The sequence below is a fragment of the Nonomuraea sp. MG754425 genome (genome assembly GCF_021699195.1).
Lineage (GTDB): Bacteria > Actinomycetota > Actinomycetes > Streptosporangiales > Streptosporangiaceae > Nonomuraea.
In genome coordinates, this window is the sequence record NZ_SSXE01000024.1 from 1 (window position 1) to 26,580 (window position 26,580).

Annotated in this window: 24 protein-coding genes and 5 tRNA genes; 16 read left to right on the plus strand and 13 right to left on the minus strand. The window is 67.7% G+C overall.

Translation table 11 applies throughout. The features are described 5' to 3' along the window. Nucleotides 1-192 precede the first annotated feature (192 nt). Together FAF44_RS11075 and xerC are read left to right on the plus strand one after the other, a co-directional pair. Entirely contained in the window at nt 193-456 is a 264-nt protein-coding gene (locus FAF44_RS11075; RefSeq protein ID WP_237102993.1) for an AlpA family transcriptional regulator, read from the plus strand. Next, nucleotides 453-2,141, plus strand: a complete 1,689-nt coding sequence (xerC, locus tag FAF44_RS11080) for a tyrosine recombinase XerC (RefSeq protein WP_237102994.1) — start codon at nt 453-455, stop codon at nt 2,139-2,141. The genes FAF44_RS11075 and xerC overlap by 4 nt, the downstream gene beginning before the upstream one ends. A gap of 372 nt (nt 2,142-2,513) precedes the next feature. Here the strand turns inward: xerC and FAF44_RS11085 are convergent, their stop codons facing one another. The 4 genes from FAF44_RS11085 to FAF44_RS11100 form a co-directional block, all read right to left on the minus strand. Beyond that, on the minus strand, nt 2,514-2,795 hold the full coding sequence (locus FAF44_RS11085) for a hypothetical protein (RefSeq protein ID WP_237102995.1): 282 nt from the start codon (nt 2,793-2,795) through the stop codon (nt 2,514-2,516). Nucleotides 2,796-2,904: 109 nt separating this feature from the next. After that, nucleotides 2,905-3,144 carry a hypothetical protein gene (locus FAF44_RS11090; protein WP_237102996.1) on the minus strand — a complete coding sequence of 80 codons (240 nt, stop codon included), beginning with the start codon at nt 3,142-3,144 and terminating at the stop codon, nt 2,905-2,907. A gap of 276 nt (nt 3,145-3,420) precedes the next feature. Further along, nucleotides 3,421-3,795: a hypothetical protein gene (locus FAF44_RS11095; RefSeq protein ID WP_237102997.1), complete on the minus strand. Its 375-nt coding sequence runs from the start codon at nt 3,793-3,795 to the stop codon at nt 3,421-3,423. Nucleotides 3,796-3,975: 180 nt separating this feature from the next. Beyond that, entirely contained in the window at nt 3,976-4,182 is a 207-nt protein-coding gene (locus FAF44_RS11100) for a hypothetical protein (protein WP_237102998.1), read from the minus strand. Between the two features lie 1,072 nt (nt 4,183-5,254). Here FAF44_RS11100 and FAF44_RS11105 point away from each other — a divergent pair. Further along, nucleotides 5,255-6,094 carry a helix-turn-helix transcriptional regulator gene (locus FAF44_RS11105; RefSeq protein WP_237102999.1) on the plus strand — a complete coding sequence of 280 codons (840 nt, stop codon included), beginning with the start codon at nt 5,255-5,257 and terminating at the stop codon, nt 6,092-6,094. Continuing rightward, nucleotides 6,079-6,294: a DUF397 domain-containing protein gene (locus FAF44_RS11110; RefSeq protein WP_237103000.1), complete on the plus strand. Its 216-nt coding sequence runs from the start codon at nt 6,079-6,081 to the stop codon at nt 6,292-6,294. Before FAF44_RS11105 ends, FAF44_RS11110 begins: the two co-directional genes overlap by 16 nt. A gap of 656 nt (nt 6,295-6,950) precedes the next feature. On the opposite strand, the gene FAF44_RS11115 is transcribed toward FAF44_RS11110, so the two are convergent. Continuing rightward, nucleotides 6,951-7,026 (minus strand) — tRNA-Lys (locus FAF44_RS11115). A 49-nt stretch (nt 7,027-7,075) separates the two neighbouring features. Continuing rightward, nucleotides 7,076-8,230 carry an acyl-CoA dehydrogenase family protein gene (locus FAF44_RS11120; protein WP_237103001.1) on the minus strand — a complete coding sequence of 385 codons (1,155 nt, stop codon included), beginning with the start codon at nt 8,228-8,230 and terminating at the stop codon, nt 7,076-7,078. 90 nt (nt 8,231-8,320) lie between these two features. Here FAF44_RS11120 and FAF44_RS11125 point away from each other — a divergent pair, with 90 nt between their 5' ends. Continuing rightward, nucleotides 8,321-8,608, plus strand: a complete 288-nt coding sequence (locus tag FAF44_RS11125; protein WP_237103002.1) for a PspC domain-containing protein — start codon at nt 8,321-8,323, stop codon at nt 8,606-8,608. Here FAF44_RS11125 and FAF44_RS11130 read toward each other — a convergent pair whose 3' ends face one another. After that, nucleotides 8,609-9,892, minus strand: coding sequence for an MFS transporter (locus FAF44_RS11130; RefSeq protein WP_237103003.1), 1,284 nt, complete (start codon nt 9,890-9,892; stop codon nt 8,609-8,611). A gap of 110 nt (nt 9,893-10,002) precedes the next feature. Beyond that, nucleotides 10,003-10,344: a metallopeptidase family protein gene (locus tag FAF44_RS11135; protein ID WP_237103004.1), complete on the minus strand. Its 342-nt coding sequence runs from the start codon at nt 10,342-10,344 to the stop codon at nt 10,003-10,005. A gap of 42 nt (nt 10,345-10,386) precedes the next feature. On the opposite strand from FAF44_RS11135, the gene FAF44_RS11140 reads away from it, so the two are divergent. The 4 genes from FAF44_RS11140 (at nt 10,387) to FAF44_RS11155 (ending at nt 12,270) form a co-directional block, all read left to right on the plus strand. Continuing rightward, nucleotides 10,387-11,946: a metallophosphoesterase gene (locus FAF44_RS11140; protein WP_237103005.1), complete on the plus strand. Its 1,560-nt coding sequence runs from the start codon at nt 10,387-10,389 to the stop codon at nt 11,944-11,946. Continuing rightward, a tRNA-Glu gene (locus FAF44_RS11145) sits at nt 11,947-12,019 on the plus strand. It abuts the gene before it with no gap. A 97-nt stretch (nt 12,020-12,116) separates the two neighbouring features. Then, nucleotides 12,117-12,191, plus strand: a tRNA-Asp gene (locus FAF44_RS11150). Between the two features lie 5 nt (nt 12,192-12,196). Next, a tRNA-Phe gene (locus FAF44_RS11155) sits at nt 12,197-12,270 on the plus strand. A gap of 80 nt (nt 12,271-12,350) precedes the next feature. On the opposite strand, the gene FAF44_RS11160 is transcribed toward FAF44_RS11155, so the two are convergent. Both FAF44_RS11160 and FAF44_RS11165 read right to left on the minus strand, forming a co-directional pair. After that, nucleotides 12,351-12,647, minus strand: coding sequence for a tyrosine-type recombinase/integrase (locus FAF44_RS11160; RefSeq protein ID WP_308193311.1), 297 nt, complete (start codon nt 12,645-12,647; stop codon nt 12,351-12,353). A gap of 69 nt (nt 12,648-12,716) precedes the next feature. Next, nucleotides 12,717-13,043 carry a bifunctional DNA primase/polymerase gene (locus FAF44_RS11165; RefSeq protein ID WP_237103007.1) on the minus strand — a complete coding sequence of 109 codons (327 nt, stop codon included), beginning with the start codon at nt 13,041-13,043 and terminating at the stop codon, nt 12,717-12,719. A gap of 129 nt (nt 13,044-13,172) precedes the next feature. Between FAF44_RS11165 and FAF44_RS11170 the strand changes: the two genes are divergently transcribed. The 4 genes from FAF44_RS11170 (at nt 13,173) to FAF44_RS11185 (ending at nt 17,263) form a co-directional block, all read left to right on the plus strand. Further along, nucleotides 13,173-14,015 carry a GntR family transcriptional regulator gene (locus FAF44_RS11170; protein ID WP_237103008.1) on the plus strand — a complete coding sequence of 281 codons (843 nt, stop codon included), beginning with the start codon at nt 13,173-13,175 and terminating at the stop codon, nt 14,013-14,015. Nucleotides 14,016-14,047: 32 nt separating this feature from the next. Beyond that, nucleotides 14,048-14,707 (plus strand): HAD family hydrolase, encoded by a 660-nt coding sequence (locus FAF44_RS11175; RefSeq protein ID WP_237103009.1) that lies wholly within the window; start codon nt 14,048-14,050, stop codon nt 14,705-14,707. A gap of 55 nt (nt 14,708-14,762) precedes the next feature. Then, nucleotides 14,763-15,944 (plus strand): helix-turn-helix domain-containing protein, encoded by a 1,182-nt coding sequence (locus FAF44_RS11180; RefSeq protein WP_272894360.1) that lies wholly within the window; start codon nt 14,763-14,765, stop codon nt 15,942-15,944. A gap of 1,233 nt (nt 15,945-17,177) precedes the next feature. Beyond that, nucleotides 17,178-17,263: transfer RNA gene (locus tag FAF44_RS11185), tRNA-OTHER, on the plus strand. Nucleotides 17,264-17,670: 407 nt separating this feature from the next. Here FAF44_RS11185 and FAF44_RS11190 read toward each other — a convergent pair. Continuing rightward, the gene (locus FAF44_RS11190; RefSeq protein WP_237103011.1) at nt 17,671-18,903 is read right to left on the minus strand and encodes an MFS transporter; all 1,233 of its coding nucleotides are present in this window, start codon (nt 18,901-18,903) and stop codon (nt 17,671-17,673) included. A 376-nt stretch (nt 18,904-19,279) separates the two neighbouring features. On the opposite strand from FAF44_RS11190, the gene FAF44_RS11195 reads away from it, so the two are divergent. Both FAF44_RS11195 and FAF44_RS11200 read left to right on the plus strand, forming a co-directional pair. Continuing rightward, a complete protein-coding gene (locus tag FAF44_RS11195) occupies nt 19,280-19,723 on the plus strand; it encodes an SRPBCC family protein (RefSeq protein ID WP_237103012.1) in 444 nt (147 codons plus the stop codon). Between the two features lie 387 nt (nt 19,724-20,110). Next, nucleotides 20,111-20,593, plus strand: coding sequence for a GNAT family N-acetyltransferase (locus FAF44_RS11200; RefSeq protein ID WP_237103013.1), 483 nt, complete (start codon nt 20,111-20,113; stop codon nt 20,591-20,593). A gap of 554 nt (nt 20,594-21,147) precedes the next feature. Here the strand turns inward: FAF44_RS11200 and FAF44_RS11205 are convergent. Continuing rightward, entirely contained in the window at nt 21,148-21,519 is a 372-nt protein-coding gene (locus tag FAF44_RS11205; RefSeq protein WP_237103014.1) for a hypothetical protein, read from the minus strand. Nucleotides 21,520-21,795: 276 nt separating this feature from the next. Here FAF44_RS11205 and FAF44_RS11210 point away from each other — a divergent pair, with 276 nt between their 5' ends. Then, on the plus strand, nt 21,796-22,437 hold the full coding sequence (locus FAF44_RS11210) for a hypothetical protein (protein ID WP_237103015.1): 642 nt from the start codon (nt 21,796-21,798) through the stop codon (nt 22,435-22,437). A gap of 124 nt (nt 22,438-22,561) precedes the next feature. Here FAF44_RS11210 and FAF44_RS11215 read toward each other — a convergent pair whose 3' ends face one another. Continuing rightward, nucleotides 22,562-26,542, minus strand: a complete 3,981-nt coding sequence (locus tag FAF44_RS11215; protein WP_237103016.1) for a S8 family serine peptidase — start codon at nt 26,540-26,542, stop codon at nt 22,562-22,564. Nucleotides 26,543-26,580 lie beyond the last annotated feature (38 nt).

Below are 26,580 nucleotides of genomic sequence, written 5' to 3' on the forward strand. Positions count from 1 at the left end.
GCCCCACACCGGGGCCCTGGGCCACGGGGCTGTGGCCGCCCGTCCATGAACGGCGGTCACACCCCGCGCCTTCCGGGGTTCGGGTGGGCCGGTCGGGGGGTGTAGCGCCTACCACAGCCCGCCCTGGCGTACGGGCCGCACATGCTGCGCGCCCCGAACGCCCCTGTTGATCAACACTCATGGAGGTGATGCATGACCAGCACAACAACTCCAACCGGCCACCCAGTGCAGGCGGCGCAGTTGGCGCCGGAGGTGATCAGCCTGCTCGCGGCTGGGCGGCTGCTCGGCCTGAGCCGGACCACGGCCTACCGGCTTGCCCGTGCGGGTGAGTTTCCGTGTCGGGTGCTGCGGATCGGTGGCCGGTACGCGGTGCCGGTACGCGGACTGCGGGCGCTACTCGACCACACCAACCACCAGGACGGCGGACAAGACCGTCCAGCAAGCGAGGAAGGATGACCACGATGGCCAAACACCCGAACACGACGATGGGCAGGGAGCCGAGCGTCGCCAAGGGCACCACGTTCAAGATCTGCTCGTGCATTGATCCGCTGACCGGCAAGAACCTCAGCAAGACGTGCCCCAAGTTGCGCCGCCCGCATGGTGATGGTGGGGGGCGGTGGAGCAGTTCGCACGGCAGGTGGGGCTACCAGTTGGAGTTGCCCGCGCACGCCGACGGCAAGCGGCGCAATCCGCTGCGGCGTAGTGGTTTCGCGACGCTGGAGCAGGCCGAGGCGGAGCTGGATCACGCCCGCGGCCTGCTCGCCCTCGACAACGATCCGGCCGTCCGGCGGCAGATCACCAAGCTGATGCTGTCGGTCCTCAAGGACACCAAGACGCTGCCCGATACCGAGGAGGTGCGGCGCAAGGTCCGCACCCGCCAGGACCTGAACCGGCACATCACGGTGGCGGAGTGGCTGGAGGAGTTCCTCAAGCGCAAGCGGTCGATCGAGGAGACGACGAAACGCTCGTATGAGTCGCACGTCCGGCTCTACTTCAACCCGTACCTGGGGGAGATCCGGCTGGATCGGCTGCGGGTCTCCGATATCGCGGGCATGTTCGATGCGATCGAGGAGTTCAACGACATTATCGCCACCGAGCGCGGCAGCGGCGACCCCGCCCGCGTGGCTTCGGTCCGCTACCGGCGTCCGGTTGGGCCGACCACGCTGCATCGGATCCGGGCGACGTTGCGGCACGCGTTGAACGTCGCGATCCGCCAGGACCGGCTGCTGGACTTCAACCCCGCCGCCGTGGTCGAGTTGGCTCCCGCTGTGCGGCCCAAGCCGGTCATCTGGACCGAGGAGAAGGTCACCCAGTGGCGCAAGGACCATGCCGCGCATGTGGATCGGGTCAAGCGGGCTCGGGAGGGGAAGCGGGTCGATCCGATCGCCGCCTACATCGGCACGGTGCGTCCGTCGCCGGTGATGGTGTGGACGCCTGAGCAGACGGCGGCGTTTCTCGCGTACGCCCGGCGGGATCGGCTGTTCGCGCTGTATCGGCTGATCGCGGTACGCGGCCTGCGACGCGGTGAGGGAGTCGGGGTGCGGTGGCCCGATGTCATCTTCGAGAAAGGACGGATCGGCGTGCATTGGCAGATCACCCAGCTCGGCTGGGACCCGATCCAGGGCAGCCCGAAGACCGACGCCAGCGACCGCGAGATCGCCGTCGACGCCGAGACGATGGCGATCTTGAAAGAGCACAAGAAGCGGCAGGCCAAAGAGCGGCTGGCCGCGGGCGAGGACTGGGTCGACTCCGGGTTCGTCTTCACCGACGAGATCGGCCGTCCGCTGCACCCGCAGCAGGTGACCGACCGCTTCTACTGGTTGTGCCACCAGGCGGGCCTGCCGCCGATCCGGCTGCATGACCTTCGTCATGGAGCGGCCACCGCCATGCTCGCCGCTGGGGTGGACATCAAGATCGTGCAGGAGACGCTCGGGCACAAAACGTCGGCCTTCACCCGGGATACGTATACCAGTGTCTATCCCGAAGCGGCGGCTGCTGCGGCGGAGGCTACCGCTGCCTTCCTGTCGGGGCCCGTGGTTTCCCAGCCGGAGCCGGTTCTGCCCCGGCGGGGTGCCGCTCGGCCTGGTACGAGCGGTAAGGGGGAGGCCGGCGGGTCGGTGATTCCGATGCCGACCCGGTAACCGTTACGAGGCCAGGTAGGGAACTGGGCAGTAGGCCGGTAAGTCGCGCGATTGACCGGCCTTTGCTGAGGGGCGTGCGGGTAAGGGGAAGGGTGATGCACCCCTGGTGATGGGCACATCGGAGTTCTTACCCGCACGGCCGGAGCCCGGCAGCAGCACACATTTGAGGGGGATGCGGCTGCTGGGCGTCTGTGGGTGGGGCGGTCCCTCGCATCGCGGCTCTTGGCTTCCGCGATTGTCCCTAAGGCGAGAGACCGCCCCCGGCAACGATCAGGCGTGCTGGAGGAACGCCATGACCATCACCGCGTGGGTGACCGACCGGGGTTCTTGAAACCGGTCTGTCACCAGGTTCTGCGCACGTGTTGAGCGGGTCTAGGCGGCGTTCGGGGATGTTGCGGCCAGGACGTGGCGGATGCGCTCGGCTGCTGTGGCGAGGTGGGTGACCTCGGTGATGGGTTCGTTCCAGGACCACATGAACAGCCATTGGTCGTGGTTCGGTGCGGCGGAGATGATCTCGGACAGGGTGGTGGCTTTGGGGTTGATCACGCGCAGGCGCGGGAGCCGGTCGTCCTGGGTGAGCAGGCGGGCGTGCAGGCCGAGGGTTTGTAGCGCCTCCCGCAGGTTGTCGAGGTGGGTGGCGGCTTCGGTGGCCATAGCGGCGACCACAGCGGGGGTCGCTGCAAGGATCACCGTGGGGGCGATGGGGTCGGACATGGCGGACTCCGAAAGTGGATGGGATCGGTGCTGGACAGGGCTGTGCTGTTCAGGAGGTGGTCGGGGAGGGCGGTTGTGGGTGTTCGGGGTGGGGTCGGTTGCGGTGGGCGGCGGCTTGCCGTGCCCGGTAAATCGCCCGCAGGGTGACCCCGAGGCAGGCGAGCAGCAGGCCCGCGACCAGGGCCTGACTGGTCGGCTTGGTCACGCTGGCGGGGGCCAGTAAGACGAAGGCGACGTAGCCGGCGGTCAGCAGTAGCGCCAGCACACTGATCACTTTTTGGCGCGGCATGATGAGGACTCCGTTCATGGGGGGAAGCGGTATTCGGGGGAGGCCAGGAAGTGCCGGCGGTTCGCCGGCTCGGGCAGGCCGCGTTCGTGGGTGCTGCCGTGCCACCGGTGCTGGCGCTCGGTGAGATCCGATGGCGCGGCGGCGGAAGGCCGAACGGGGTGTGTGGGCCGCATCGCCGCCGCGCCGGTCAGGTCCCGGGGCCGATCTCCAGCAGGCCGCTGGCATCGCCCCGGCACGTCTCATAGGCCAGCGTTAGAGAATGGTGCCGAGCCTGCGCTAGTCGTTGCTGGGCCTGCGAATCTCGCCCGGGTGCTGCTGGTCGCGGACGCTGACGGCGTCGTGGTCGTTGATCGGGGCGTACTTCAGGTCTGTTCCCTCGACTGCCTCGTACCGGTCGTCGTCCACGTCGATGTTGTGGAGGCCCTCGGCCGACTGCTCGACGCCAGGGCCACGGCCGAGTAGTGCGCCCAGCCTGCGGAAGTCGTCACCGGGCCGGCGGATCTCGACCTCCGGCCGGTCCTTGTCACGCACCGCGTAGTCGTCGCCGTCCCCGATCGCCGCGTACTCGATGCCCGTGCCGTTCAGCATCGTGAACTTGGCCTCATCTACGGCGACCGCCCACAGGTCGGGCTGAAGCGATCTGGCTGTCATGAAAGTTCTCCCTTGCGTTTGGTTCTTCGATGGCGCCGGACACCGAGGCCCGGCCTGGTTCCCGGCCCGCCGCCCGCCCGGCACGGCGGGCCAGGAGCTTCACCGGCGGGGACCGGCCAGACGCTGGACGATCGCCTGCTGCGTCGCCAGTACGGCCATGAGGTCGATGGGGGTGCGGCACTACACGATCCGCCACGTTCCTGCGGTGTTGACCAGCTTCCTCAGCGGACGACCAGCGCGCGACAGGCCATGGCGATGCCATTGCGCGCCGAACATCGAATTGTGCGCCGTGGCGTCGGTGTAGGTCAGCCGCATACCGTCAGTCGCCTCAGCATCCGGGCATACGGTGCGCTGATAAGCCACGCCCTCGTCCTTGTACGCCGTCACGGAAGGCACCACCCTCGTGTCCCCGCTCACGCCGTGCCACCCTCCCCGGCACGCGGCCCGTGAGTCGCCAGCTCGGCCACCCCGTACATCCGCAGGTATCGCTCCTGACACAAGCCCTCGATTCGCTCCACTGCCGTGACCATCTCCAAACTCGGGCACACCGTGTACTCCCATCTCCCCGTTCCGCTTCTATCGCTCAGCGACCACCGGAAACGCCACACGCCGCGCTCCCGCTCACACCACACCGCCGCGCCCACCGACCAGACCCCCACCAGGGCGATCCCGTGAGCCTCGAAGATCTCCGACCTCACGCCACGACGACCCAGACGCTCCGCCAGCTCACCCGCCAGTCGTCCCGCCACACTCGACATTCCGGCAGCCGCCCTCACTGCTCAGCCATCCCGTACCGGCTCACTTCGCCGTTCCTGCGATCGGCCATTTAGCGGCAGCAACCCCCAAACGATCCGTTCGTCCTCCTGCGTAAGCTCCGTGCCCCAGCAGCCACCCGTAAGCTCGTCCACCAGCCACAGGCCCCTCCCCGACATCTCGCCCAGGGCGGGCATACGAGGCATGGGAACCGACGCCGACCGGCCAGGGTCCGCCACCGCCACGTGCCAATAACGCCGTCCTCCCACCTTCTCCGGCCCCAAACTCAGCCGCACCCACGCGCCACCCCCATGAAGCAGCGTGTTCGTCACCAACTCCGACACGATCAGCTGAAGATCATCCAGTGCTGGATGATCTCTCACCCACCTCTGAAGCTCCTGACGCGCCAAGCGTGGCAATAGACGCTTCTGATCTAGCTCCTGGAGCATCCACGTCCTGATGCCTGCGTACGGAGGATCTGACACGACTGCCGCTTGCATACCTCTCACCGACTTTGGTTGTGAGCGATTCACTGGACGCGCTTTTGCCTCAAATTTCGCTGTGTCGCCACACCTACGAGCTGGTGTGAATCACTAGTCAGGATGGCAGTCACCAGGTACTTTTCTAGCGATCGCCAAAGTCTGTAGTGACACAGTTTCCACGCCACGGAGTTTCACCGGAGTGGTTTAGGAGGGGAGGTAGGGTAGTGGGAATCGAGGTGAAGCTAGATCCCGAAACCAGCCCAGAAGCCCGGTTCGGCTACGAATTGCGCGAACGGCGCAAAGCGGCGGGGTTGACGTTAGCGCAGCTTGGGGCACGAGTTGCCCTCACCGGTCAGCAGATTGGGAATATCGAGCGGGCCGAACGTCGCATGGACGAGGAGAGAGCGCGTCTGTGTGAGGAAGTTATGGGCCTGCCCCCAGGCGATCTTGTACAGCACCTTCCCCGCAGATCCCGCAGCAACGTGACCTTTCGGAACTTCCTTCCTTGGATCGATCGGGAGAAGCGCGCTACGGAGCTGTGTGCCTATGAGGCGCTGATCATTCCTGGTCTTCTCCAAACGCAGGAGTACGCCGAGGCGATCTGCCGAGGTGTCCCCGGCACAACCCCTGAGCAAGCGAGGGAGACCGTGGAAGCCCGCATGCATCGACAGACCATCTTGCGCAGGGACAACCCTCCGTACCTGTACGCAGTCCTCGATCAAGCCGCCCTGCTACGTCCGGTAGGGAACGAGGAAGTCACCCGGAATCAGCTTCAACACCTCCTCGCCATGGGCAGATGTCCGAATATAGTGATTCAGATCGTCCCCCTACGTGCCATGTCCACCAGTGGCCTGGTCGCGGGGTTCGTGATTGCCCGAACGGCTGGAGACGGAGACGAAGCGGCCTACATCGACGCCCCCGGCGGAGGCCGCATGATTGATCAGCTAGACCACCTGGAGAGGCTGAAGGCTTGGTTTCAGACGATCAGGGCGGATGCACTTCCTCGGGGAGACTCATTGGCGCTCATTGAAGAGAGGCTGGACCAGAAATGGATCTGGAGCTGAGTGAGGAACTCACGAACGCGACATGGCGGAAAAGTCCTCTCTCGGATGGCCAAGGAAACTGTGTAGAGGTGGCTACCCTTTCGGGCGGACGCATCGCCGTCAGAGACAGCAAGGACCCCGACGGGCCGGCTCTGGTGTTCACCACCCCAGAGTGGCTGGCGTTCACCGGAGGCGTGAAAGAGGGAGTGTTTGACCTCTAACATCTGGCAAGCAGGGGACCTGATCTTCTTGTCAGGTCCCCTCGTCATATCGCGCGACAACAGATGTTTGTTGGCTCTTCGACTTTGAGGGGGATGGCCACCCTCAAGATCGAAGAGCCTGTTTGTTGTGCTTCACACGGCTGATGCACTCCGTACCGAGTCAGTAGGCAATCGGGCAGTTGTAATATTCGACGTGCCAGAGGGGATCTATCCCGAAGAAGCGGTCAGCGATCACCGAGCCTTCATCGCCGCTGGGCCATGCGTCCCAGCGAGGAGTGTCGCACCCCGCCGATGCCGAGTGATCAGATCCGTTCCGCAGAGTAGGCCAGAACGGCAGCCACTGTGAAGGCCTGTGAGCTCGGCCGAAGGCGGCTTGACCAGCGGGCTTGGACGGGCTGCGAGCAAGCCGGACCTTTCCCGCTCGCCTACCCCTTCCATCTCGCCCTTCTGAAGGGTGTTCCGTGGGCGTGGCTTTACGATCCAGCCTCGGGTGACTGATGCTCGACAGCACAAACCGGCGCTTTTCGACCTCACTATCGGCCCGCCGATGTGCCGGACGCGTGCCGAAGAGCATGTGACGAGCATGAACTCGGCCATCTTCGCCTCGCGGAAGGCGGCCGAGAATCGAGAAAGTACAGGTCGAATGGGGTGTGGAGTGGTAGGGCGCCCGGGGCTCGAACCCGGAACCTACGGATTAAAAGTCCGCAGCTCTGCCAATTGAGCTAACGCCCCTCGCACCAGCAAGGGTACAGAGATTACCGCCCTGCCCGCGACGCCTCCATCACCGGTAAGCCGCCATCCCCGTCAGCGCCTCCCCGAGCACCAGCGTGTGGATCTCCTGGGTGCCCTCGTACGTCAGGACGCTCTCCAGGTTGTTCATGTGCCTGATCACAGGGTACTCCAGCGTGATCCCGTTCCCGCCCAAGATGGTGCGAGCCTGGCGGGCGATGTCGAGGGCGGCCCGTACGTTGGCCAGCTTGCCGAAGCTGATCTGGCGGGGCTCCAACTGCCCGGCGTCCTTCAGTTCGCCGAGGTGCAGGGCGGTGAGCCCGGCCTGGGCGGCCCCGACGTACATCCAGGCCAGTTTCTCCTGCGTGAGCTGGAAGGAGCCGATCGGCTTGGAGAACTGGACGCGGGTCTTCGCGTAATTCACGGCCGCCTCCAGGCAGGCGCGGGCGGCGCCCACGACGCCCCAGATGATGCCGAAGCGGGCCTCCGAGAGGCAGGAGAGCGGGCCGCGCAGCCCGGTGACGCCGGGCAGGACGGCCGAGGCGGGCAGGCGGACGTCGTCGAAGTAGAGGGAGGAGGTGACCGAGGCCCTCAGGGAGAGCTTCTTGTGGATCTCAGGGGCGGAGAAGCCGGGGGTGGAGGTGGGGACGACGAAGCCGCGCACGCCGTCGTCGGTCTGCGCCCACACGACGGCGACGTCGGCGATCGAGCCGTTGGTGATCCACATCTTGGAGCCGTTCAGCACCCAGTCGGTGCCGTCCTTCTTCGCGTACGTGCGCATGCCGGACGGATCGGAGCCGTGGTCGGGCTCGGTGAGGCCGAAGCAGCCGATCGCCTCGCCGGCGGCCATGCGAGGGAGCCACTCGTCCTTCTGCTCGTCGGAGCCGTAGCGCCAGATGGGGAACATGGCCAGCGAGCCCTGCACGGAGACGAAGGAGCGCAGCCCGGAGTCGCCGGCCTCCAGTTCGCGGCAGGCCACTCCGTACGAGACCGCGTCGGTGCCGGCGCAGCCGTAGCCCTGCAGGTGCATCCCGAGCAGGCCGAGCGAGCCGAGCGCGGGCGCGAGTTCGCGCGCGGGGAAGACGGCCTGCTCGAACCAGTCCCCTACGTGGGGCAGGACGCGGTCGGCGACGAAGGATCTGACCGTGTCGCGGATGAGCCGCTGGTCAGGGTTGAGCCTGTCGTCGAGGCGCAGCAGGTCGTCCATGGCGGGTCCTCTCGTGCAAGGGGGACTACCAGGGTTCTACCAGGGGCAATCCTGATGTGCGAACACCGGGCCGTCGGGCAGTCTTGAGGCATGAGCGAATACAACGTCAAGAAGCTGCGTCGGACTCACAAGGGCCGGATCATCGCGGGTGTCTGCTCGGGCGTCGGCGAGTTCGTGGGGATCGACGCCAACCTGGTGCGGATCGGGCTGGCGATCGCGACGCTGTTCGGCGGGGCGGGCGTCGCGCTGTACGCGATCGGCTGGCTCCTCATGCCCGACGAGGAGCACGGCACCTCGATCGTCCAGGACATCGTCAAGAAGCAGCAGAACAAGGCCACCTCGACGGACTGGAGCGGCGAGCAGAAGCCGCGGTCGTGATCAGACGGTGGCCTCGGCGGGCACCGGGGCGGGCTTGTCGCGAGACTCGGTCCAGATCAGGGCGAGCACGGCCGCGCTGATCACGCCGGCGATCCCCGCCAGCGCGACCACCGGCTCAGGGCCGAGTCTCTCCGCCGCGAGCCCGCCGACCAGGATCCCGATCCCCTGTACGGCCATCAGCCCCGACTGCACGAGGCCGAACGCCTGGGCGCGACGTTCGGCCGGTACGTGCTGGACGAAGGCGGCATTGGCCGCGAGCTGGTACGCCCCGCCGATCCCCGACAGGACCCACGCCACCAGCACCACGGCCAGCGGCGGGCGGATCGCGGTCACGATCAGGGGTGCGCAGCTCAGCATGGCCATCCAGCCCATGAGCCGCATCCGTCGCGGCGGCGAGACGAACCTGCTGAACAGGAACGCCCCCACGACGGTGCCGGCGGGCATGGCCGCCATCAGCAGGCCGGTGATCACGGGCACCGGCAGCCCGCCGGTGGCGAGCTTGGCCGCGTACGGCGCCGCGATGCCCTCGGGCAGGATGTAGAACCCGCACAACCAGGCGAACAGCACCAGCGTGCGCAGCTTCCGCGAGCCGAACACCAGCCGGGCCCCGCTCGCCGTCATCGACCACATGGACGCTTTGGCGTCGTCGGGACGGGCGGCCGGACGCCGGCGTACCCCGGAGACCAGGATCAGCGCCGAGGCCAGGAACGTGGCCGCGTCGAGGGCCAGCGCGCGGTACGGGCCCATGGTCGCGATCAGCGCTCCGCCCGCGGCGAAACCGAGCATCTGGACGGCCTGGTTGGTCATGTTCTGCAGGGCCGAGCCGATGACGTACGCGTCGCCTTCGAGCACCTCGGGCAGCAGCGCCGCCCGCGCGGCCGAGAACGGCGCGCTGAGCAGCACCACCAGGAACACCAGCGCGCACAGCGCCCAGAACGGCACGCCCGGCACCGCCATCACGCCCACCAGGGCGGCCCTGACGAGGTCGCAGGTCAGCATGACGCCCCTGCGCGCGAACCGGTCGGCCAGCCCCGCCAGCAGCGGCCCGCCGACGATGGAGGGCAGGTACGTCAGCGCGTACACCGCCGCGGTGGCCAGCGGCGAGCCCGTGCGATCGTAGACGAGGACAGCGAGCGCCACCTGCGCGAGCTGGTCGCCGAGGAGCGAGAGGCCCTGGCCGTACCAGAGCGCCCGGAACTCCTTGATGGCGATGACTTCTCGATATGTGACTTGTTGTGCTTCTCCGGCACGGCGATGCCGTCCCGGTGGCCGTCGCGCCCGCATGGCCCCCACTGGACTCCGCTGTGCCTGACTCAGGGTGCTCGCTATGTCACCTAAGGTGCCCGACGGCGGGGGTAAGCCGCAACCCAAAGCAGCCAACCAAAAGCAAAGGGTTACCAGCCCAATTCGTGAAGCCGGGCGTCGTCGATGCCGAAGTGATGGCCAACCTCATGGACGACCGTGATGCGCACCTCGTCGACCACCTGGTCCTCGGTCTCGCAAATTTGACATATCGGAGTGCGGTAGATCTCGATCCGGTCGGGCAGAACTGCTGAGTACCAGTCGCCGCGTTCGGTGAGGGGGACACCGGTGTACAAGCCGAGCAGGTGGGGCTCGGGCGGGTCATCGACGACGGTGACGACGACATTGCTCATGGCGCGCGCGAGGTCGGGTGGAATCGTGTCCAATGCCTCGGCCACGAGTTCCTCGAACTTTTCCCGCGAAACCTCGATCACACTTGCCATTCTGCCCCGTGAACCAGGTAAGCCAGAAACCGTATGAAGTTCGTGTTCAAGTCCACGGCAGTCCTTCGATCGCGCGGCGCGCGGATCGCGGCGGTGCTCTGCGTCGCCGCGGTCGGCGCATGGCTGGGCATCTTCCTCAGCGGCACCGTACGCGCCCAGGTAGGTCCGGTGGAGACCGGCATGTCACTGCGCCCGGCGTGGGCCGGCGAGACGGTCGTCGACGCCAGCCCGCTCGGCACGCTCACCTTCCGCACCCACAGTGCGCCGCTGCGACTGCGCATCACCCTGGAGAACATCGACCAGGAACGTGCCAAGGCCCTCCTGGAGGACCCGCGTCTCGCCGACCGCCTGCCCGGCCTGATCGAGGACGACCTCCTCGACGGCGTGCGCGCCCTCGTCATCCGCTCGCTGCTCTGCGCGGGCGCCGGGGCCCTCATCGCCGTCCTGATGGTCTTCAGACGCCCGAGGACGGCTCTGCTGGGCCTGCTGGCGGCCTCCGTGGCCCTGGCCGCCACCGGAGCCATGGCGGCCGTCACGTTCCGCCCGAGTTCGCTCATCGAGCCGCGCTACTCGGGCCTGATCGCCGCGGCCCCGTCCCTCGTGGGCAGCGCGGAGTCGATCGTGACGCGCTTCGAGTCGTACCGCTCCCAGCTCACCAAACTCGTGACGAACGTCTCGAAGCTCTACGAAACCGTCTCGACCCTGCCCTTGTACGACGCCGACCCCAAGACCATCCGGGTCCTGCACGTCTCCGACATCCACCTCAACCCGATCGCCTGGAACGTCATCCGCTCGCTCAAGGACCAGTTCGCCGTCGACTTCATCATCGACACGGGAGACATCTCCGACCACGGCACCAAGGCGGAGAACAAGTTCGTCGACGAGATCCAGGGCCTCAAGGTCCCGTACGTGTTCATCCGCGGCAACCACGACTCGATGACCACGCAGAAGGCGGTCGAGAAGCAGAAGAACGCCATCGTCCTGGACGACCGTTCCCGGAAGGTCGCGGGCCTGAAGGTCTACGGCCTCGGCGACCCCCGCTTCACCCCCGACAAGTCCGTCACCGTCGACTCCGACCCGGCCTCGCTCACCGAGCTCGGCCGCGCCCACCGGCCCAAGGCGAGCGGGGCGGACCTGATCGCCGTCCACGACGGGGAGGTCGGCCGGGGCTTCTCCGGCGCGGCCCCCATGATCCTGGCCGGCCACACCCACGAACGCCGGACGACCGTGTTCCCGACCGGCACCCGCATGCTCGTCCAGGGCTCGACGGGCGGGGCCGGGCTGCGCGCGCTCGAACACGCCCAGCCCACCCCGGTCCAGGCGTCCGTGCTGTACTTCGACAAGGAGACCAAGCGCCTGCGGGCGTGGGACGACATCACGCTCGGCGGGCTGGGGGAGCAGTCGGTGTACATCCAGCGTCACGTGGAGGCCCACCCACAACGTATGATTTCCCCGGAGCCAACGAACGCCCCGTCGCCAACGGGAACGATCACTGGCACCGCCTCGCCGGCAGCCGGTCCGCCACTTTGGCATCGAGGGCAATCGTCCCCTATGCTTCAGGGGTCCCCGACGGAAGGCGACAGGGAAACCTAAGCCCCCATCGTCTAGCGGCCTAGGACACCGCCCTTTCAAGGCGGCGGCACGGGTTCGAATCCCGTTGGGGGCACCGCGAGCGCCTAGCGCACCCGCAAAACGGTCGGTCGAAGACCACCGAAGAGCTGGTAAGCTAAGCGAGCGCAAACAGAACGAAACGCAAGACACAAGGTCCTGTAGAGCAGTTTGGAGTGCTCGCCACCCTGTCAAGGTGGAGGTCGCGGGTTCAAGTCCCGTCAGGACCGCTCTAGGTCAGGTAGCTCAGTTGGTACGAGCGTCCGCCTGAAAAGCGGAAGGTCGGCGGTTCGACCCCGCCCCTGACCACATCAATTGACTTGCATAAATGCCCCGCCACACGATTACGTGGACGGGGCATATTTGTGTCTGCGTGTCTAGCTGCGTGACTACGGTTCCGGAGCGAGCGGGAAGATCTCATCCATCACCGTAGCGCCTTCCTGCATGACGGGTCGGATCTGCTTGCGGTAGACCATCTCGGTCACGAGCGTGTTCGTATGGCCGACCAGGCGTGAGATGTGCTCGATCGGGACGTCATGAGCTGAGAGCAGCGAGACGAAACTGTGCCGCAGTTCCCGAGGGGTCCATTCCGCTGGATCGATGCCGTCGGCGTTCTTGAGAGCAATTCGGACATCCCGCCGAACGTTCTCCGCAGTCATGGCGGTCTCGTTCCTGGTGCCGAACACTCGACTCTCGCTGAACGTGCCGACGCTCTCACCATTGGCACGCTCGTCGAGCAGCCCCCTTGAGCGCTGTCACGCAGCGAACCGGAATCCGCAGGAGCCGGTCACCCGTTCCAGCTCTCCGATGATCGCCGCACGCAGATAGGAGCCGTGCCGGTCGGCGGCCAGAGCGACCGAGACGGGTTGCTGCGTAGGCAGCGGCTTGGGCCGCAACAGCTCAGCCAGCCAGGGAGGCGGCGGCGCGACAGGCGAAGGGTGAATCACCTTGTACGAGCCCTGGCCGTCACTCGCACACACGTGGCTACCGGGACCGACGACGTAGCCGCCCACCCCTCGCGTGTCGATCAGCCAGCCCAGCGCGCCTTGGGTGTTGGGCAGAGGCGCATCGGCCCGCGGCATACTTCCCGCTTGACCAGGTTGGCTAGGCAGGTTATACAAGCATCATGTTGGGTGGCCTGGCTAGTCATGTCAAGAGTCCATGGCTGACTTGGCTAGCAAAGTTGTTCAGGTGCGGCTACGATCGGAGGCATGAAACTCGACCCGGACGATCCTCGTCCGCCCTTTCAGCAGGTCGCCACGCAGCTCAGGGCGGCCATCCTCACCAGGAAGTTCGCGCCGGGAGAGAAGCTCCCCTCTGGGCCGGAACTCGCCAAGACCTTCGGCGTGGCGCGCCAGACGATCCAGCAAGCCATCCGCCTACTCCGAGAGGAGGGCCTGATCGTTTCCCGGCAGGGGAGCGGCGTGTTCGTGCGGGAGAAGACCGCGCGGCCTGTCGGCCTGCGTCCGCACATCGAGGAAGCGTTCAAGCGGCCGGAAGTCTCCATCGACTTCGCCGGGTTCTCCGGCGAGACGCTGCACGGCGCGGTGATGGAAGCGCTTGACAACATCCGGGCCGGCCGCCTGACGCCGGACCGCATCTCCATCCGGCTCCTCCTCCCGGACACCGACCGGCCGTGGTCCCTTCCCTGCCGGGTGGACGACGGGCAGGACGAGCCGCTGTTCAGGCAGCGCGCCGAAAAGATCATCTCTCGACACGCCCAGGCCATCGTGGACTCGGTCCACGAGTTGAGAGACCTCGGCCTGGTGCCGCACGCGTCCGCCGACGTCCGGATCAGCGGAGAGCCGCCCCGGTTCAAGATGTACGTGATCAACGGGGAAGAGGCGTTCTTCGGTTACTACGCAGTGGCGGAGCACACCGTGGCGCTGAGCGGGGCGCCGGTCACGATGTACGACCTGATGGGCAAGGACACCGAACTGTTCCACTTCGCGCTGAGCGACGGTCCCGATTCGACGTCGGCCCAGTACGTGCAGCAGTCCTTCGCGTGGTTCGACGCGGTGTGGAACTCGGTCGCTCGCGAGGTGTCGTGCTAGCTCGGTCCTCGTCCGCAGCCGTCCAGGGCGTCATGAGGGACGCCCGGTGCCTCCTGCTCGACTTCGACGGGCCGGTCTGCAATATCTTCGCGGGACTCCCGGCACGGGCCGTGGCCGAGAGTCTCCGCACCGCTCTGGAAAAGGCCGGCGGGCCACTCCCCCCGGAGGTGCGCGCCACGAACGACCCCCTGGCGGTCTTCCGGCTCAGCGTGTCGCTCGGCGAGGACCTGAATCAGCTCGCTCTCAGGACGCTCACGGAACGGGAAGTCCAGGCGGCCGGTACGGCACGGCTTACCCCGGGCGCGGTTGACCTGATGGAGCTGGCACGCGGCAGAGATCTGCCGGTCGCCATCGTGAGCAACAATTCCGTGGCCGCAGTGTCGGCCTTCCTGACGCGAGAAGGGCTCAGCGGCCTGGTCGAGTACATCGCCGGCCGTACGGAAGCGGACCCGTCGCTCATGAAGCCGAACCCCCATCTGCTCGACCAGGCGCTCACCTACCTCAACGCGGAACCGTCCGCTGCTCTTCTGGTCGGCGATTCGGTGACCGATGTGCAGGCGTCCAAGCGCGCCGGAGTCGTCGCTGTGGGCTACGCCAATCGTCCGGGGAAGGTCGAGCGGCTTGGCAACGCGGGAGCGGATCTCATCGTCACCAGCATGCAAGATCTCGCGGACGCGCTCAGGAGCCTTTGAGGGCTCTGCGTCGTAGCCTGTCGATAAGGGACATTTCGGAGAGGCGGCAGGGTCTATGACCGATGCCAGTACCCTCGGTGCGCGTCTCCGCGCCGTACGAATCGACCGTGACCTGACTCAAGAAGAACTGGCCGAGCGAGCCGGCCTTTCACGGGACCTGATCGCCAAGCTGGAGCAGGGGCAGCGACGATCGGCTCGGCTCACCTCGCTCATGCGCCTGGCCAACGCTCTCGACATCGAGCTGTCCAAGTTGCTCGGCAAACGCGACCAACTCGGTGCCGATCGCGACGGCGGGAGCGTCCTGGCCCTTCGGAACGCGTTGCTCACACCATCCCTGCTCCCCGACCTTGATGACGGCATGGACGGCGAGCCCACCCCTCTGCCTGACATCGAGGCGGCGGTGGAGCAGGCATGCCGTTCCTACTGGCGCGGGAACTTCCCCGCTCTCATCGCCGGCCTGCCTGATCTGCTGGCCGAAGCTCGCTACTCACACGCGGCCTTTGGAGCCGCCGCCGTGTACCCGCTGTCCATGGCTTATGACCTGGCGGCGGCCGTGATGATCCACCTTGGCCGCGAAGACCTGGCCGCGATCGGTGCGGAACGAGCCATCACGACGGCACACGGCGGCGACGACGAACTGCTCTGGGCATGCTTGCACGCCACGTACGTGTGGGTCCTGCTCAACCAGGCTCGCCTCACCGAGGCCGAGCAACTCGCGACCACCATGGCCGCGCGCATCGAGCCGGCCTTCTCCGCGCCCACTCAGCACATCGCCGTGTGGGGCAAGCTCCTGCTCGGCGCGATGGCCCCAGCCGCTGCGGCGGGCCGGGACATCACCGAGTACGCGTCGCTTGCGGCTGCCGGGGCCGGACGGCTGCGCGGCACGGTCGCCATCTACAACAGCAGGTTCGGCCCGGACATGGTGGCAGAGCAGGAGACGCATGCCTACACCGTGCTCCGTCACCCCACCATGGCGTTGCAGGCCGCCAGACGGATCCAGCCGGGAGCGCTGGAAAGCATCGCCTTCGGGCGTCACCTGATCGACGTGGCCCAGGCCCACCTGGACGCGGGCCACCGAGTGGCGGCCACTGAGAGGCTGCTGGAGGCACGGGAGCAGTCGCGGGTGTGGTTCCGTCACCAGGCAGTGGCTCGGGGCCTGGTCGAGGCCATCCGTGACGAGGAGACGCGCCCGTCCCGCGCCGTGCGGTCACTGGCTCGAACCTTAAACCTGGGCTGAGTAGGACACGATGTCCTCATAGGCCGAAACGCAGTCGAGCCGGTAGGACAGCACGTCCATGGAGGTCTGTTTCCCCAGCTCATAGCGTTTTCCGCACGGATCCATCCGATGCGGCAGAGCAAGCGACAACCCCGACTGCGGACCTCGACATCGGCGCGGCGATCACCCGAGCCGCGATCGCCGCACGCGCGGCTGCGGAGCGAGAACAGCAGGCCCTCCAGCAGGTCGCCGAGCTTCGGGCCGCCTACCCCGGTTGGGACATCAGCCGTTGCCGTGACGAGACCGGCGAGTGGTGGGTGGCCGTACTGCGGAGCGCGGTCACGGAACAGATGGCCCTACTCGGCGTGGTCAGAGAGTCCCGCCAGCGAGACGGGTCGGCACTCACGATCGTCCTGGCCAGCCAGACAGCTCTCATGGAGCGCACCCGAGCATGAGCACAGGACCCCAGCACTGCGGGGAGTGCGGCCAGGCCGTGTACCGCGTCCGCCTACAGGACGGCGGCACCCGCATCGATCTCGACCCGCAACCCGTCATCGGCGGCACGTACACATTCTGGAACCCGACCTATGGCCAGCAGCTCTGGCTGTGCAAGCCAAGACCTGTCAGGGTCTTGCCGCCCCGTGGTTGCTTTGGCCAGGAAGCCAAGGAGTGGGACGGTCGAAAGGCCGCCGACGGACGTCGATGGTTCGTGCAGCACGTCTGCGGGTTGACGGCGGCAGAGGTCGTGGAGGAACGACGCCGCCGGAAGGGCGCAGAAAGTGTCCCCGCTGTCCCTGCCGTCCCTAAGGCTGCTGTGACCAGCACCAACGTAGGGCCCGCCGAGGGACATGTCTCCTGAGGGACTGTCCCTGATGCCGTCAAGAACGCCGGTGGTTCGAGATAGGCAAGGCCCGACCTCAGGTTGTTGTGGCGATCGTCGCGTAAGGGCCTGAATGGAGCTTCGCGCGCCCTCTGTCCGCGCTGCGCGCCGGAAGACAGGCTGTAACACCCTGGGGGCGCCCTCGGTGTTGCAGCAGGTTTGGCCCTGGCGGGCCGTCGCCTTCTGATCGCACCGCTCGCGCACTGCGACCCAGACGCGGCACGTCTTGAGCAGGACATCCCTGACCCATCCGCTGACCTGGTCGTGAGTGTGCTTCTGCGGGGGCAGGTAGAGGAGCGGCCGAGTGGCAAACTGCGTGACAACCGTGGCAGACGATCACGGACGTTGACGGACGCTTGGGAACGGCAGGGCCTGGTCAGCGCCGTCATGAGTTCGGTGGGAACGGGCGCTCAGCTTGCCTGAAAGCGGAAGGTCGGCGGTTCGACCCCGCCCCTGACCACATCAATTGACTTGCAGAGAAGCCCCGAAGCGATTCCCGCTCCGGGGCGTTTTTGCGTCTGTGACAGCAACGCCCGCCAGTGTGCCGGGATCGGCAGTCTGGTCGCAATCGTGTCCGTCCTTCTTCGTGCCCGGACGGCTTGACATAAAGAGAGATGTCGAGCACAACGACCTGCAGAAACACCGACGTCCGCGAGTCTCCGCCGGACTTGATCCCACGATGTTCGAGCCCAGAACCTCGTCTACGCGGCCCGTTCCTGCCGTCCTCCGGTGACACTCTGACCAGCCGTAATGCGAACGCCTGTACCTGATGACACGAGTCTGAGAGGGCGTCTCCTGCATAGCGGGGGATGACGTGAAGGCGGAAGTCGAAGACCGTCTGGAAGCGACGTCGACACCCCCGACGGCCTACGCGCGGCTGTCCTGCTTGGCGTCGGCGTCCACGCGGCCGCCGTCGTCCGTGATCTTGAGCTTTCGTACGGCGGGAGCCAGCACGTAGGGCAGGTTGGCCGCCGCGGTGCCGAGGCAGGCGATCCACAGGAGCTGGTGAATGGTGACGGCCTCGCCCAGCAGGCCGCCGACGACACCGCCGAGCGGCAGCGAGCCCCACGTGAGGAAGCGGAGGCTGGCGTTCATCCTGCCGCGCAGGGCTTCAGGGCAGATCGCCTGGCGGTAGCTGCCCTGGGCGACGTTGAGCATGACCGCGACCAGGAAGATGAGCGCCATGCCGATCGGGTAGAGGGCGAGCCGCCAGCCGGGTCCGGTGAAGGCGATGAGCACGGTGATCGGGATGATGAGGACGGCTGCGCCGTACATCGTGGGGCCGTGACCGAAGCGGGCGATCACGCGTGGCGCGAGGAGCGCACCGAGCAGGCCGCCGGCTCCGGCACCCGAGATCATCAGGCCGTAGGCCGTCGCGCTCACGCCCAGCTCGTCGACCAGGTACAACGGCTGGACGACGGCCCAGATGCCGTTGATGAACATGTTCATGGCGCCGACGAGGCCGATCAGGCGCAGGATGGGGTGGCCGAGCACGTAGCGCAGGCCCTCCATGAGGCTCACGCGCCCCCCGGAGGGGGTCTCCTCGGCCTTGACGGTCGCCAGCAGGGCGGCGGAGATCAGGTAGCTGACCGCGTCGGCCACGATGGCGATGGGCGCCGTGAGCGCCTGCACGAGCCAGCCGCCGAGCCCGGGGCCGAAGAGCACGGCGAGGCTGCGCACGGACTCCAGGGTTCCCATGCCCTTGGGCAACTGCTCCTTGGTCACGATGGAGGGCAGGAAGCTCAGGTGGGCGACGTCGAAGAAGGCCGTGCCGATGCTGACGATCACGGCGACCGCGTAGAGCTGCGCCAGCGTGAGCGCGTCGAACAGCGCGGCGATCGGGATGGAGGCCAGGGCGACCGCGCGCAGCAGGTCGGCCGTCACCAGGATGGGCTTCCTGCGCAACCGGTCGACCCACACGCCGGCGGGCAGCCCGAAGAGGAGGAAGCCGATCATCTCGGCCCCGCTGAGCAGGCCGAGCTCGAACGGGCCCGCGTCCAGCACCAGCAGCGCGACCAGCGGGAGGGCCACGCGCGTGACGTGGGTGCCGAACTGGCTGAAGCCGTCGGCGGTGACGTAACGACGGAAAACGGGGGGCATCTGATCTACGCTAGGGATGTCGGCGCTCTGCGAAATCCCCCCGACGCCGCGGCCGGATGTACGGCACCGTGCTGGTCGGCCTGGACGGCAACACCGTCATCGATCTGCTGGGGGATCGCGAAAGCGCCACGCCGGCCGCCTGGCACCGGTCTCAGGCCGGTCGCAGCCGGCCTGTCGCGCGCGCAGGTCGGCCTTACGCGTCGCCATCTCCAGCCCACGCTTCATCTCCGGGCGTAAGCGGCGGTCGCTGATCGATGCTCATGTTGATCATCGTCACACCCTCTTGCCGACACTCCAGATTGCGCCACCCGCCCACCCCGCCAACCTGCCGGAACACCGCAAACCGTGGCAGAACCGCCAGCAGTATCGTGGCGGGATGATCGAGCTTCGAGAGGGCGGTGTGATCGACTGCTCCGCCGCGCGGGTGTGGGCGGTGGTCGCCGACTACGGGCAGGACCCGCGGTGGCGGAAGGGCGTCGAGACGATGGCGCCGTCGCCCGAGGGACTCGTGCGGGTGGGGACGACCACCGCCGAGGTCATGCGGTTCGCGGGCAAGACCTATCGCAACGGCGGCGAGGTCGTGGCCGTGGAGCCGGGGCGGTCGTTCGCGTGGCGGACCAACTCGGGGATCGTCGCCGAGGGCGGCAGGCTCGTCGAACCGCTCGGCGAGGAACGGTGCCGCTTCACCTTCCACGTGCGCGTCTCCCCGCGCACCGGCTCCGAGCGGGTGCTGGAGCCGGTGCTCAGGTGGTTGCTGCGGCGCTCGATCCGTGCGGACGTCCGGCGGCTGGCCGTGGGGTTCAGCCGCCGCGCTGCTTGAGGGCGCCCCGTCCGGGCATGCGGCGATCTGCTTGGTGACCGGCTGTTTGCCCGCCAGTTCGAGGAAGTTCTTCGCCACGGTGGAGGGGATGTCGCCCGGGATGGCGTCCTCCTCCCGAGCGTGGCCTCACCCCCCAAGTGGAGTGATCGTTGCGGGTCACCCCAGGTGACGGCTTCTCGCCGCAGATGCGGGTTTCGGTCGGGGGATGAGTCCGGCGGCTTGTGCCGCGACAACGATGGCGGGGGCGTTTTCGCAGGTCGCGATGCTCGCTGGTGGGCCGTCGCCTGCTGATCTCACCGGTAGCCTCGCCGGCCCTTCGTCTTGACCGGAAAGGTTCACCGGGTTATTTGTTCGCCTGTGTCCTGGCCCTCGCCATAGGTTCACGTCATGAGCGAGGACGGCAGGACCGAGATCCGGGTCGCGGACGCGGCAGACGCGGCCGTGGTCGCACACATCCACATGGTCTCCCGAGCGGCGACCATGCCATACCTGCCCCCGCAGACGCACACTCACGACCAGGTCAGCGGATGGGTCAGGGATGTCCTGCTCAAGACGTGCCGCGTCTGGGTCGCAGTGCGCGAACTGGAGATCCTCGGTTTTGCCGCCCTTGAGGGTGACGTGCTCGAACATCTGTATCTGCGACCGGACGTCCGCCGCCAGGGCATCGGGACGCTACTCCTCGACACGGTCAGACGACACAGCCCCGAAGGAGTGTCCCTGCACGTCTTCCAACAGAACACCAACGCCCGCGCGTTCTATGAGCGGCACGGCTTCACCGTCCTCGACACGAGCGACGGTAGCGGCAACATGGAGAGCCTGCCCGACATGACCTTGCGCTGGACACCGGACGCCTGGTCAGCGCCGTCATGAGTTCGGTGGGAGCGGATTTCGGTCAGCCGAAGTTCCTGTTGATCGACGGGGATGGACGCGTGCTCGGGACTTGCCTTGATGCCGAGGGCGTCTTCATCGAGTCGGTCGAGAGCGATGAGCCGGTGACTGTCGAGATCCTGGGGTGCCTTCCCACTCGGCGCTTTACGTGACTTCTTGGAGGGGTCCAAGCGGTACCGCCTGAGAAATCCTCTTTGGCTGGAAGCGCTTCGGATGCTCGCGATTTCGGGGCGAGAGTGCCGTTCACCCTGATCTGGAGCGATTCCCACGTTGCCCAGCGGTCCCTGACAAGGACCTTGGACGAGATGGACGACGGTCCGACGTACTTCGACATCATCCAGACCATCTTCGGAGAACACGGTGTGGGAGTCACGTTGAGGTGACTGCCGGCGCATCACCGCCGCGTCCGACGAGAACGGCGCGGTGGTCACGCCCCTGAGGCTGCGCGAGCGGCTTGTGCCAGGGGTGGGGGCCGGCCCCGTTCGCCCTTTCGGGCGAAGGGGCGCGACGTCGGCCGGGCCGTGCTGGTCGATCGTTCAGCAGGTCTTGGTCTTCTGGTACGGCTTGCGGTCGTGGGTCGTCGTGATGGACTCGGAGACCGAGCGGCCCTTGGAGATGTAGCGGCAGTTCGAGTCAGAGGCCCACGACCAGGCCACCCTGACCTTCACGGCGTTCTTGCAGTTGTTGGTGAGCTTGACGGTGGTCTTGACCAGCACCTCGCCGAGACTGTTCCGCTTGCCCGTGTACGAGCGGGTCACGTAGCGATCGACGCAGGACGGAGCGTTGCCGAGGACCTGGACGGCGCTGGTGGCCTGGGTGGTAGCGGCCTGGGCGGTGCCGGCGTGGGCCGGGGCCGCGAACGCGGTCACCACGGCGGCGCACGCGAAGGCAGTGCTCAGAAAGCGCATCGATATTCTCCGGTTTCTTTGCTGCAAGAGATGAGTGGTGCTGTGCTTCGGACGGTCGTGGGTTCGGTCCCCGTCGCTGGAACAGGTATCGGGCCGTCGCCCCCCGAGCCAGGTCCATATTTTTAGTGGACGGCGGTATAAGACAGGTATGTTGCGCCGCGCGCTCAGGCCCACGCTCGGGCGGAGCGGACGGTCACGCGCAGACGGCGACGTCGGCCACTGTGGCGTTGGCGATCATTGACGGGGTTGGAGATTCGTAGCTAACTTCCGGGATTTGTGACCCCTCAGTGGATCGGTGTGGTCGGGACTGCTCTTGGCGCGGCGATCGGAAGTCTGGTCGCGATCGCTTCCGTCTTTCTCCGGGCGCGCCAGGAGGCCGCGGCCGAGGCGCGCGAGCACGAGAGAGAGCAGGTCCGTAGAGCTCGTGATCGCGAGTGGGACATCACCGTTCAGGGGCTGGACGCGCGGCGACAGACCTACGCCACTTTGTTACGGCGGGCCGCGGCCTACAGCCGGCACCTCGAAGCGATCACCGAGCAGGCTTCGGCTGCGGTCGGCGACAAGCGGGTTCCGCACCCCCTCAGGGGGGAACTGCACACCTCCAGGGCAGAGCTCGAAGATCTGGTCTTCGAGGTCGATGTGCACGCGCAGCATCCCCTTGTCGGCGATGTACTGCGGCAACTCCTTCAAGAAGGCGAAGCAGCCCAGGACGCTCTGGAAGCAGGGGAGTGGGATCAGGCCAGGGAGCTGACTCCCTTCGTAGGTCCCTTGGTGGGGAGGCTGCGCGATGTATGCCGGTGGGATCTGGGTTTGTATGGGCCGGATCCGTACGAGGACCTGAACGGCGCGCCAGGGTCGGCAGCGGACGAGGAGAAGGCGGTCGAGCAGGAAGAAGGCGCCCCGGCCGAAACGGGCTGAGGCGCAGCGAGTGGGGGTGGATCGGCCGAGGGCGTCACCGAGGTTGCCCCAAGCCGTCCGCCTGTCGTCGAGGGACGCGCCGTGCCGGGCGGGGTCCTGCCCGGCACGGCGCGTCCCGTCCTGGTCAGGGGGCGGTCATGGTGAACGTCCTGAGGGTGGTCTGCTTGACGGTGTTGCCGGCCGTGTCCCAGGCCTCGGCCTTCAGGCTGACCTGGCCGGGGCGGAGCCCCTTCAGCTTGGCGGTGTAGGTTCCGTCCTTGGCCCTCTTCAGGGTGGCGGGCTGCCAGCTCGCGCCGTCGTCGGTGCTCGCCCACACCCGCAACCCGGCGATCGCGGGCATCGCGGCGGCCGAGTCGGAATGGTAGGCCTCGACCGAGAAGCTGAGCTCGCCGCGCGCGGCCACGGTGTTGTCCAGCCGCAGCCGGTCACCCAGGTCGTAGCTGACGAACACCGCGGGCACGGGCCTGCACTGCTCCGCGTATCCCTGCATGAACCAGGAGGTGCAGTTGAAGCCGGGCTGGACGTGCTCCTTGCCGGGCGGTGCGGAGAACGTCCACTCGACGTCGTTCCCGGCGTACTTGGCGGTCAGCCGGTACGTGCCGGGTTCCTGCGCCAGGGTGAAGCGCGGGACCTTGGTGAACGGCCCGCCCCCCGGGGCGCTGGGGATCTCCACGCCGTCCCGGTAGAGGTGCAGGTCGTAGGCCGGAGCCAGGATCTCGCCCCTTCTCCAGAACCCGCTGGCGTAGTCCCTGCGCTCGCCGGTCCCCGACACCTCGAAGAAGCTGGCCCAGAGCTTGTTGCCCTGCACGCACAGGGCGCAGGTCATGTCCACGCCCTGCTTCTCCAGGATCCCGGCGGCGGGATCGGCGAGCGCGGCGACCTTCGCCGGCACGGTGCCCGCCCCCGGCGTGCTCGGCAGCGCGAACCACTCCTGGGAGGTGCGGCCCGGCCGGTCGAACACGCTGCTGAGCCACCGGCTCTGCTCCGCGCTCGACATCCCCTGGGAGTGGATCACGTTGCGGTCGAGCGGCCAGATCCATTTGGGGCGGCTCTTCGGCCCGGTGATCGAGGTGTCGGCCGCCGCCTGGCCGACGGAGAACCTGTGCAAGTCGTCCTGCTTGTAGATGTAGTCCCATTCCTGGAACGGCGTCGGCTTGGCGGCGTGGACGTTGGTGTCGACCCGGGCCAGGTCGCGATCGCGCAGCGAGAAGCGCAGCGAGGCGGGGATGCGACCCTCGAAGTAGGGGGCGAGTACGTAGCTGTAGGGAGTCTCCGGCGTCCCCGACACCCGGATGGTGACCGGGGACTTCGCCGCCTGCTCGCTCAGCCGCAGGCCCTCGGCGCTGGACAGGTGGGCCAGGGGGATCCCGATGGGCTTGGGCTCTCCCGTGAACGGCAGTTGCCAGATCGGCAACGGGATCGGGCAGGGCGAGTCACGGATGGGGTAGACGGCGATCCCGGCCGCGCCGGCGTCCCTGATGGGGCCGATCCGCTCGATCTGCGCGCCGCATGACGCGTTGCCGAAGATGTCGCGGGAGTCCTCGGCGCCCATGAGGACGAGCTTTCCGCGCAGGTCGCGCCCGGCGAGCTCCTCGGGCCGTCCCAGGCCGACGTCGACCACCCGCAGGTCCTGAGTGCCGGTGAACGGCCGCCAGTCAGGGTGCGCGTCCACCTTCCCGTACCAGTGCAGGTTGGCCGCCGGGTGCAGGGTCGTCCCGCGCGGCTCGCGGACGCTCATCGCGATCTCCGACTGGCCGAGCACCCAGGCCGTGTTGAAGCGGAACGTCCCCTTCGTGACCTTTTTCGTGGGCAGCACCCACAGTCTGTCCCACGAGCCGATCGGCGTGCCGAAGAGGACGGTGGTGAGGTGTGCCTCGCCGCTCGCGGTGGTCCGCTGGAAGAACTGCGTGTAGTTGTTGTTCAGCGGCTCCGCGGGTCTCTGCGTGTCGAAGCGGATCTGGGAGGACTTGCGGGCGTCCAGGGTGATCTCGGTGTCGCCGGTGACGGTCACCTCGGGATCGACCAGCCAGGCGTGGTTGCTCCTGCTCTCGCCGTCCACCCACTCCAGCAACTGCGTCACGCTGACGGTGCCGGCGGGGACCTTGGTGACGACCGTGCCCGGCCCCGTGATCATGTGCGGGCCGACTGAGCCCTTGTCGCCGTCGATGTCGAGGACGTCCTGGGCGATCGGGGTGCGTGGCTTGCCGTCGCGGTCGATCGAGTGGATGGTGAGATCGAACGTGGGCGCTTCGCGCACCGCGCCGACGGGCGTGGTCAGGTGGACGTCGCCGGCCTCGGCGACGACCGAGCCGGTGTATTTGCCGAGCCCCAGCCCGTCAGGGGAGAGCGTGAGTTCGGTTGTGGCGCTGCCCTTGGCCGGGACGGTGAGCGTGGCGTCCGCGACGGCGAGCCGGCCCTCGACCACGGTGCCGTTCGTGCTGCGCAGGCTGGGCTTCAGGGTGAGGGTGACCGGTTGGTCGCCGAGGTTGGTGTAGGCGAGTTCGCGGGTCAGCGGCGTGCCCGACTCGTCGAGTTGCCCGAAGTCCGCGTGCGCGGTGGCGGCGAAGACCTGCTGCGTGGTGGCGCGGGCCAGGTCCACCCGCCCGGCGCCCTGCTGGTAGACGTGGAGGCCGTCGTCCTTGGCCGTCGACATCAGCGCCGCCTTGAGCTGCGCCGCCTTCCAGTCCGGGTGCTCCTGCGCCAGGATCGCCGCCGCTCCCGCCACGTGCGGGGTGGCCATCGAGGTGCCTGACGCGCCGGTGTAGTGGTCGTCGACCGGCGTCCCCATCGTGGTGCCCGCGGCCCTGGCCGCGACGATGTTCGCGCCGGGCGCCGCGATGTCCGGCTTGAGCCCTCCGCCGAGGCGCGGGCCCTGGCTGGAGAAGTCCGCGAGCTTGTCGCTCTTGTCAACGGCGGCGACGGTGAGCGCGGACTCGGCGGCCCCCGGCATGTTGATCGTCTCCGCCGCGCCCAGGTTGCCCGCGGCGAGCACGAACAGGGTGCCGGTCTCCGCCGTGAGGTTGTCGACCGCCTGGCTGCCCGGGTCGGTGCCGTCGGTCGGGTCGCCGCCCAGGCTCATGCTGACGAGCTTCGCGCCGCTGTGCGCGGCCCACTCCATGCCCTCGATGACGCCGGACACCTCACCGCTGCCGGAGTTGTCCAGCACCTTCCCGACGATGAGCTGGGCGCCGGGCGCCACGCCCTTGTTCCTGCCGCCGGAGGCGGCACCGCTGCCGACGATGGTGGAGGCCACGTGGGTGCCGTGGCCGTGACCGTCCTGGACGTCCTGGCCCTCGATGAACGAGCGCGACTCCGTGACCTTCCCGGCCAGGTCGGGGTGCCCGGTGTCGATGCCGGTGTCCAGCACGGCCACCTTGACGCCGGTGCCGTCGAATCCGGCGGCCCAGGCCGCCGGTGCGCCGATCATCGGGACGCTCTCGGCCAGGTCGACCTTGACCTTGGCGTCCAGCCACACCTTGGAGATGCCGCCGCGCAGCGTGCCGGGTACCGCCGCCATGCCCCGCGCGGACGTCGGGACGGCCCGGACCGCCTGCCAGAACGTGGCCGCCTCGGCCTTGGCCACGTTCAGCCCGGAGGCGTGGATGCTCTCCAGTTGCGTGGTGGGGGCGCTGGCGGGGATGGCGTCCGCCGAGCTCCTGACCGAGGCGGCGGCGCTCGTCTTCGGGTACTGCACGATGACGGGGAACTGCTCGGTCCTGTCGTCGGTGTAGCCGTTCTCGGCCAGGTACTTGACGTTGAACAGCTCCTTGTCCACCCGCCCCGCCTGGACGGCGGGGTAGGCGTCCTCGGGCACCGTGTAGACGCCCTTCGGCCCCGACTGGGTGATCAGCGCGGGGCTGGTGCCGTCGGGCCTGGTGGCGGGCACGCGGTCGATCTGGTAGCGGCCGCCGCCGGTGTCGGTCAGCTTGACCTTGTCGCCGGTGATCAGGGTGATCTCGTACGGCTTGCTGGGCATGCCGTCCAGCGTCACCTCCTGGCCGGGCGGCGGCGCGGGCTGCTCGGCCCGCGCGGGAGCGGCCGCCGCCGACAGCGGCACGGCCGCGGTCGAGGCGGCCAGCGCCGCCACCAACCTGCGTAATCTCACGAGTCCTCGACTTTCCGCTCCGGGCCGGGGGCGCGCGG

Excerpts from the sequence above, each read along its gene's own strand:
- FAF44_RS11200 (WP_237103013.1), top strand. The coding sequence starts at position 20,111 with ATGAGCGAGGACGGCAGGACCGAGATCCGGGTCGCGGACGCGGCAGAC.
- FAF44_RS11170 (WP_237103008.1), top strand. The coding sequence starts at position 13,173 with ATGAAACTCGACCCGGACGATCCTCGTCCGCCCTTTCAGCAGGTCGCC.
- FAF44_RS11175 (WP_237103009.1), top strand. The coding sequence starts at position 14,048 with ATGAGGGACGCCCGGTGCCTCCTGCTCGACTTCGACGGGCCGGTCTGC.
- FAF44_RS11120 (WP_237103001.1), bottom strand. The coding sequence starts at position 8,230 with ATGGACGACCTGCTGCGCCTCGACGACAGGCTCAACCCTGACCAGCGG.
- FAF44_RS11075 (WP_237102993.1), top strand. The coding sequence starts at position 193 with ATGACCAGCACAACAACTCCAACCGGCCACCCAGTGCAGGCGGCGCAG.
- FAF44_RS11195 (WP_237103012.1), top strand. The coding sequence starts at position 19,280 with ATGATCGAGCTTCGAGAGGGCGGTGTGATCGACTGCTCCGCCGCGCGG.
- FAF44_RS11090 (WP_237102996.1), bottom strand. The coding sequence starts at position 3,144 with ATGCCGCGCCAAAAAGTGATCAGTGTGCTGGCGCTACTGCTGACCGCC.
- FAF44_RS11165 (WP_237103007.1), bottom strand. The coding sequence starts at position 13,043 with ATGCCGCGGGCCGATGCGCCTCTGCCCAACACCCAAGGCGCGCTGGGC.
- FAF44_RS11125 (WP_237103002.1), top strand. The coding sequence starts at position 8,321 with ATGAGCGAATACAACGTCAAGAAGCTGCGTCGGACTCACAAGGGCCGG.
- FAF44_RS11110 (WP_237103000.1), top strand. The coding sequence starts at position 6,079 with ATGGATCTGGAGCTGAGTGAGGAACTCACGAACGCGACATGGCGGAAA.
- xerC (WP_237102994.1), top strand. The coding sequence starts at position 453 with ATGACCACGATGGCCAAACACCCGAACACGACGATGGGCAGGGAGCCG.
- FAF44_RS11190 (WP_237103011.1), bottom strand. The coding sequence starts at position 18,903 with ATGCCCCCCGTTTTCCGTCGTTACGTCACCGCCGACGGCTTCAGCCAG.
- FAF44_RS11140 (WP_237103005.1), top strand. The coding sequence starts at position 10,387 with ATGAAGTTCGTGTTCAAGTCCACGGCAGTCCTTCGATCGCGCGGCGCG.
- FAF44_RS11095 (WP_237102997.1), bottom strand. The coding sequence starts at position 3,795 with ATGACAGCCAGATCGCTTCAGCCCGACCTGTGGGCGGTCGCCGTAGAT.
- FAF44_RS11180 (WP_272894360.1), top strand. The coding sequence starts at position 14,763 with ATGACCGATGCCAGTACCCTCGGTGCGCGTCTCCGCGCCGTACGAATC.
- FAF44_RS11085 (WP_237102995.1), bottom strand. The coding sequence starts at position 2,795 with ATGGCCACCGAAGCCGCCACCCACCTCGACAACCTGCGGGAGGCGCTA.
- FAF44_RS11205 (WP_237103014.1), bottom strand. The coding sequence starts at position 21,519 with ATGCGCTTTCTGAGCACTGCCTTCGCGTGCGCCGCCGTGGTGACCGCG.
- FAF44_RS11130 (WP_237103003.1), bottom strand. The coding sequence starts at position 9,892 with ATGCGGGCGCGACGGCCACCGGGACGGCATCGCCGTGCCGGAGAAGCA.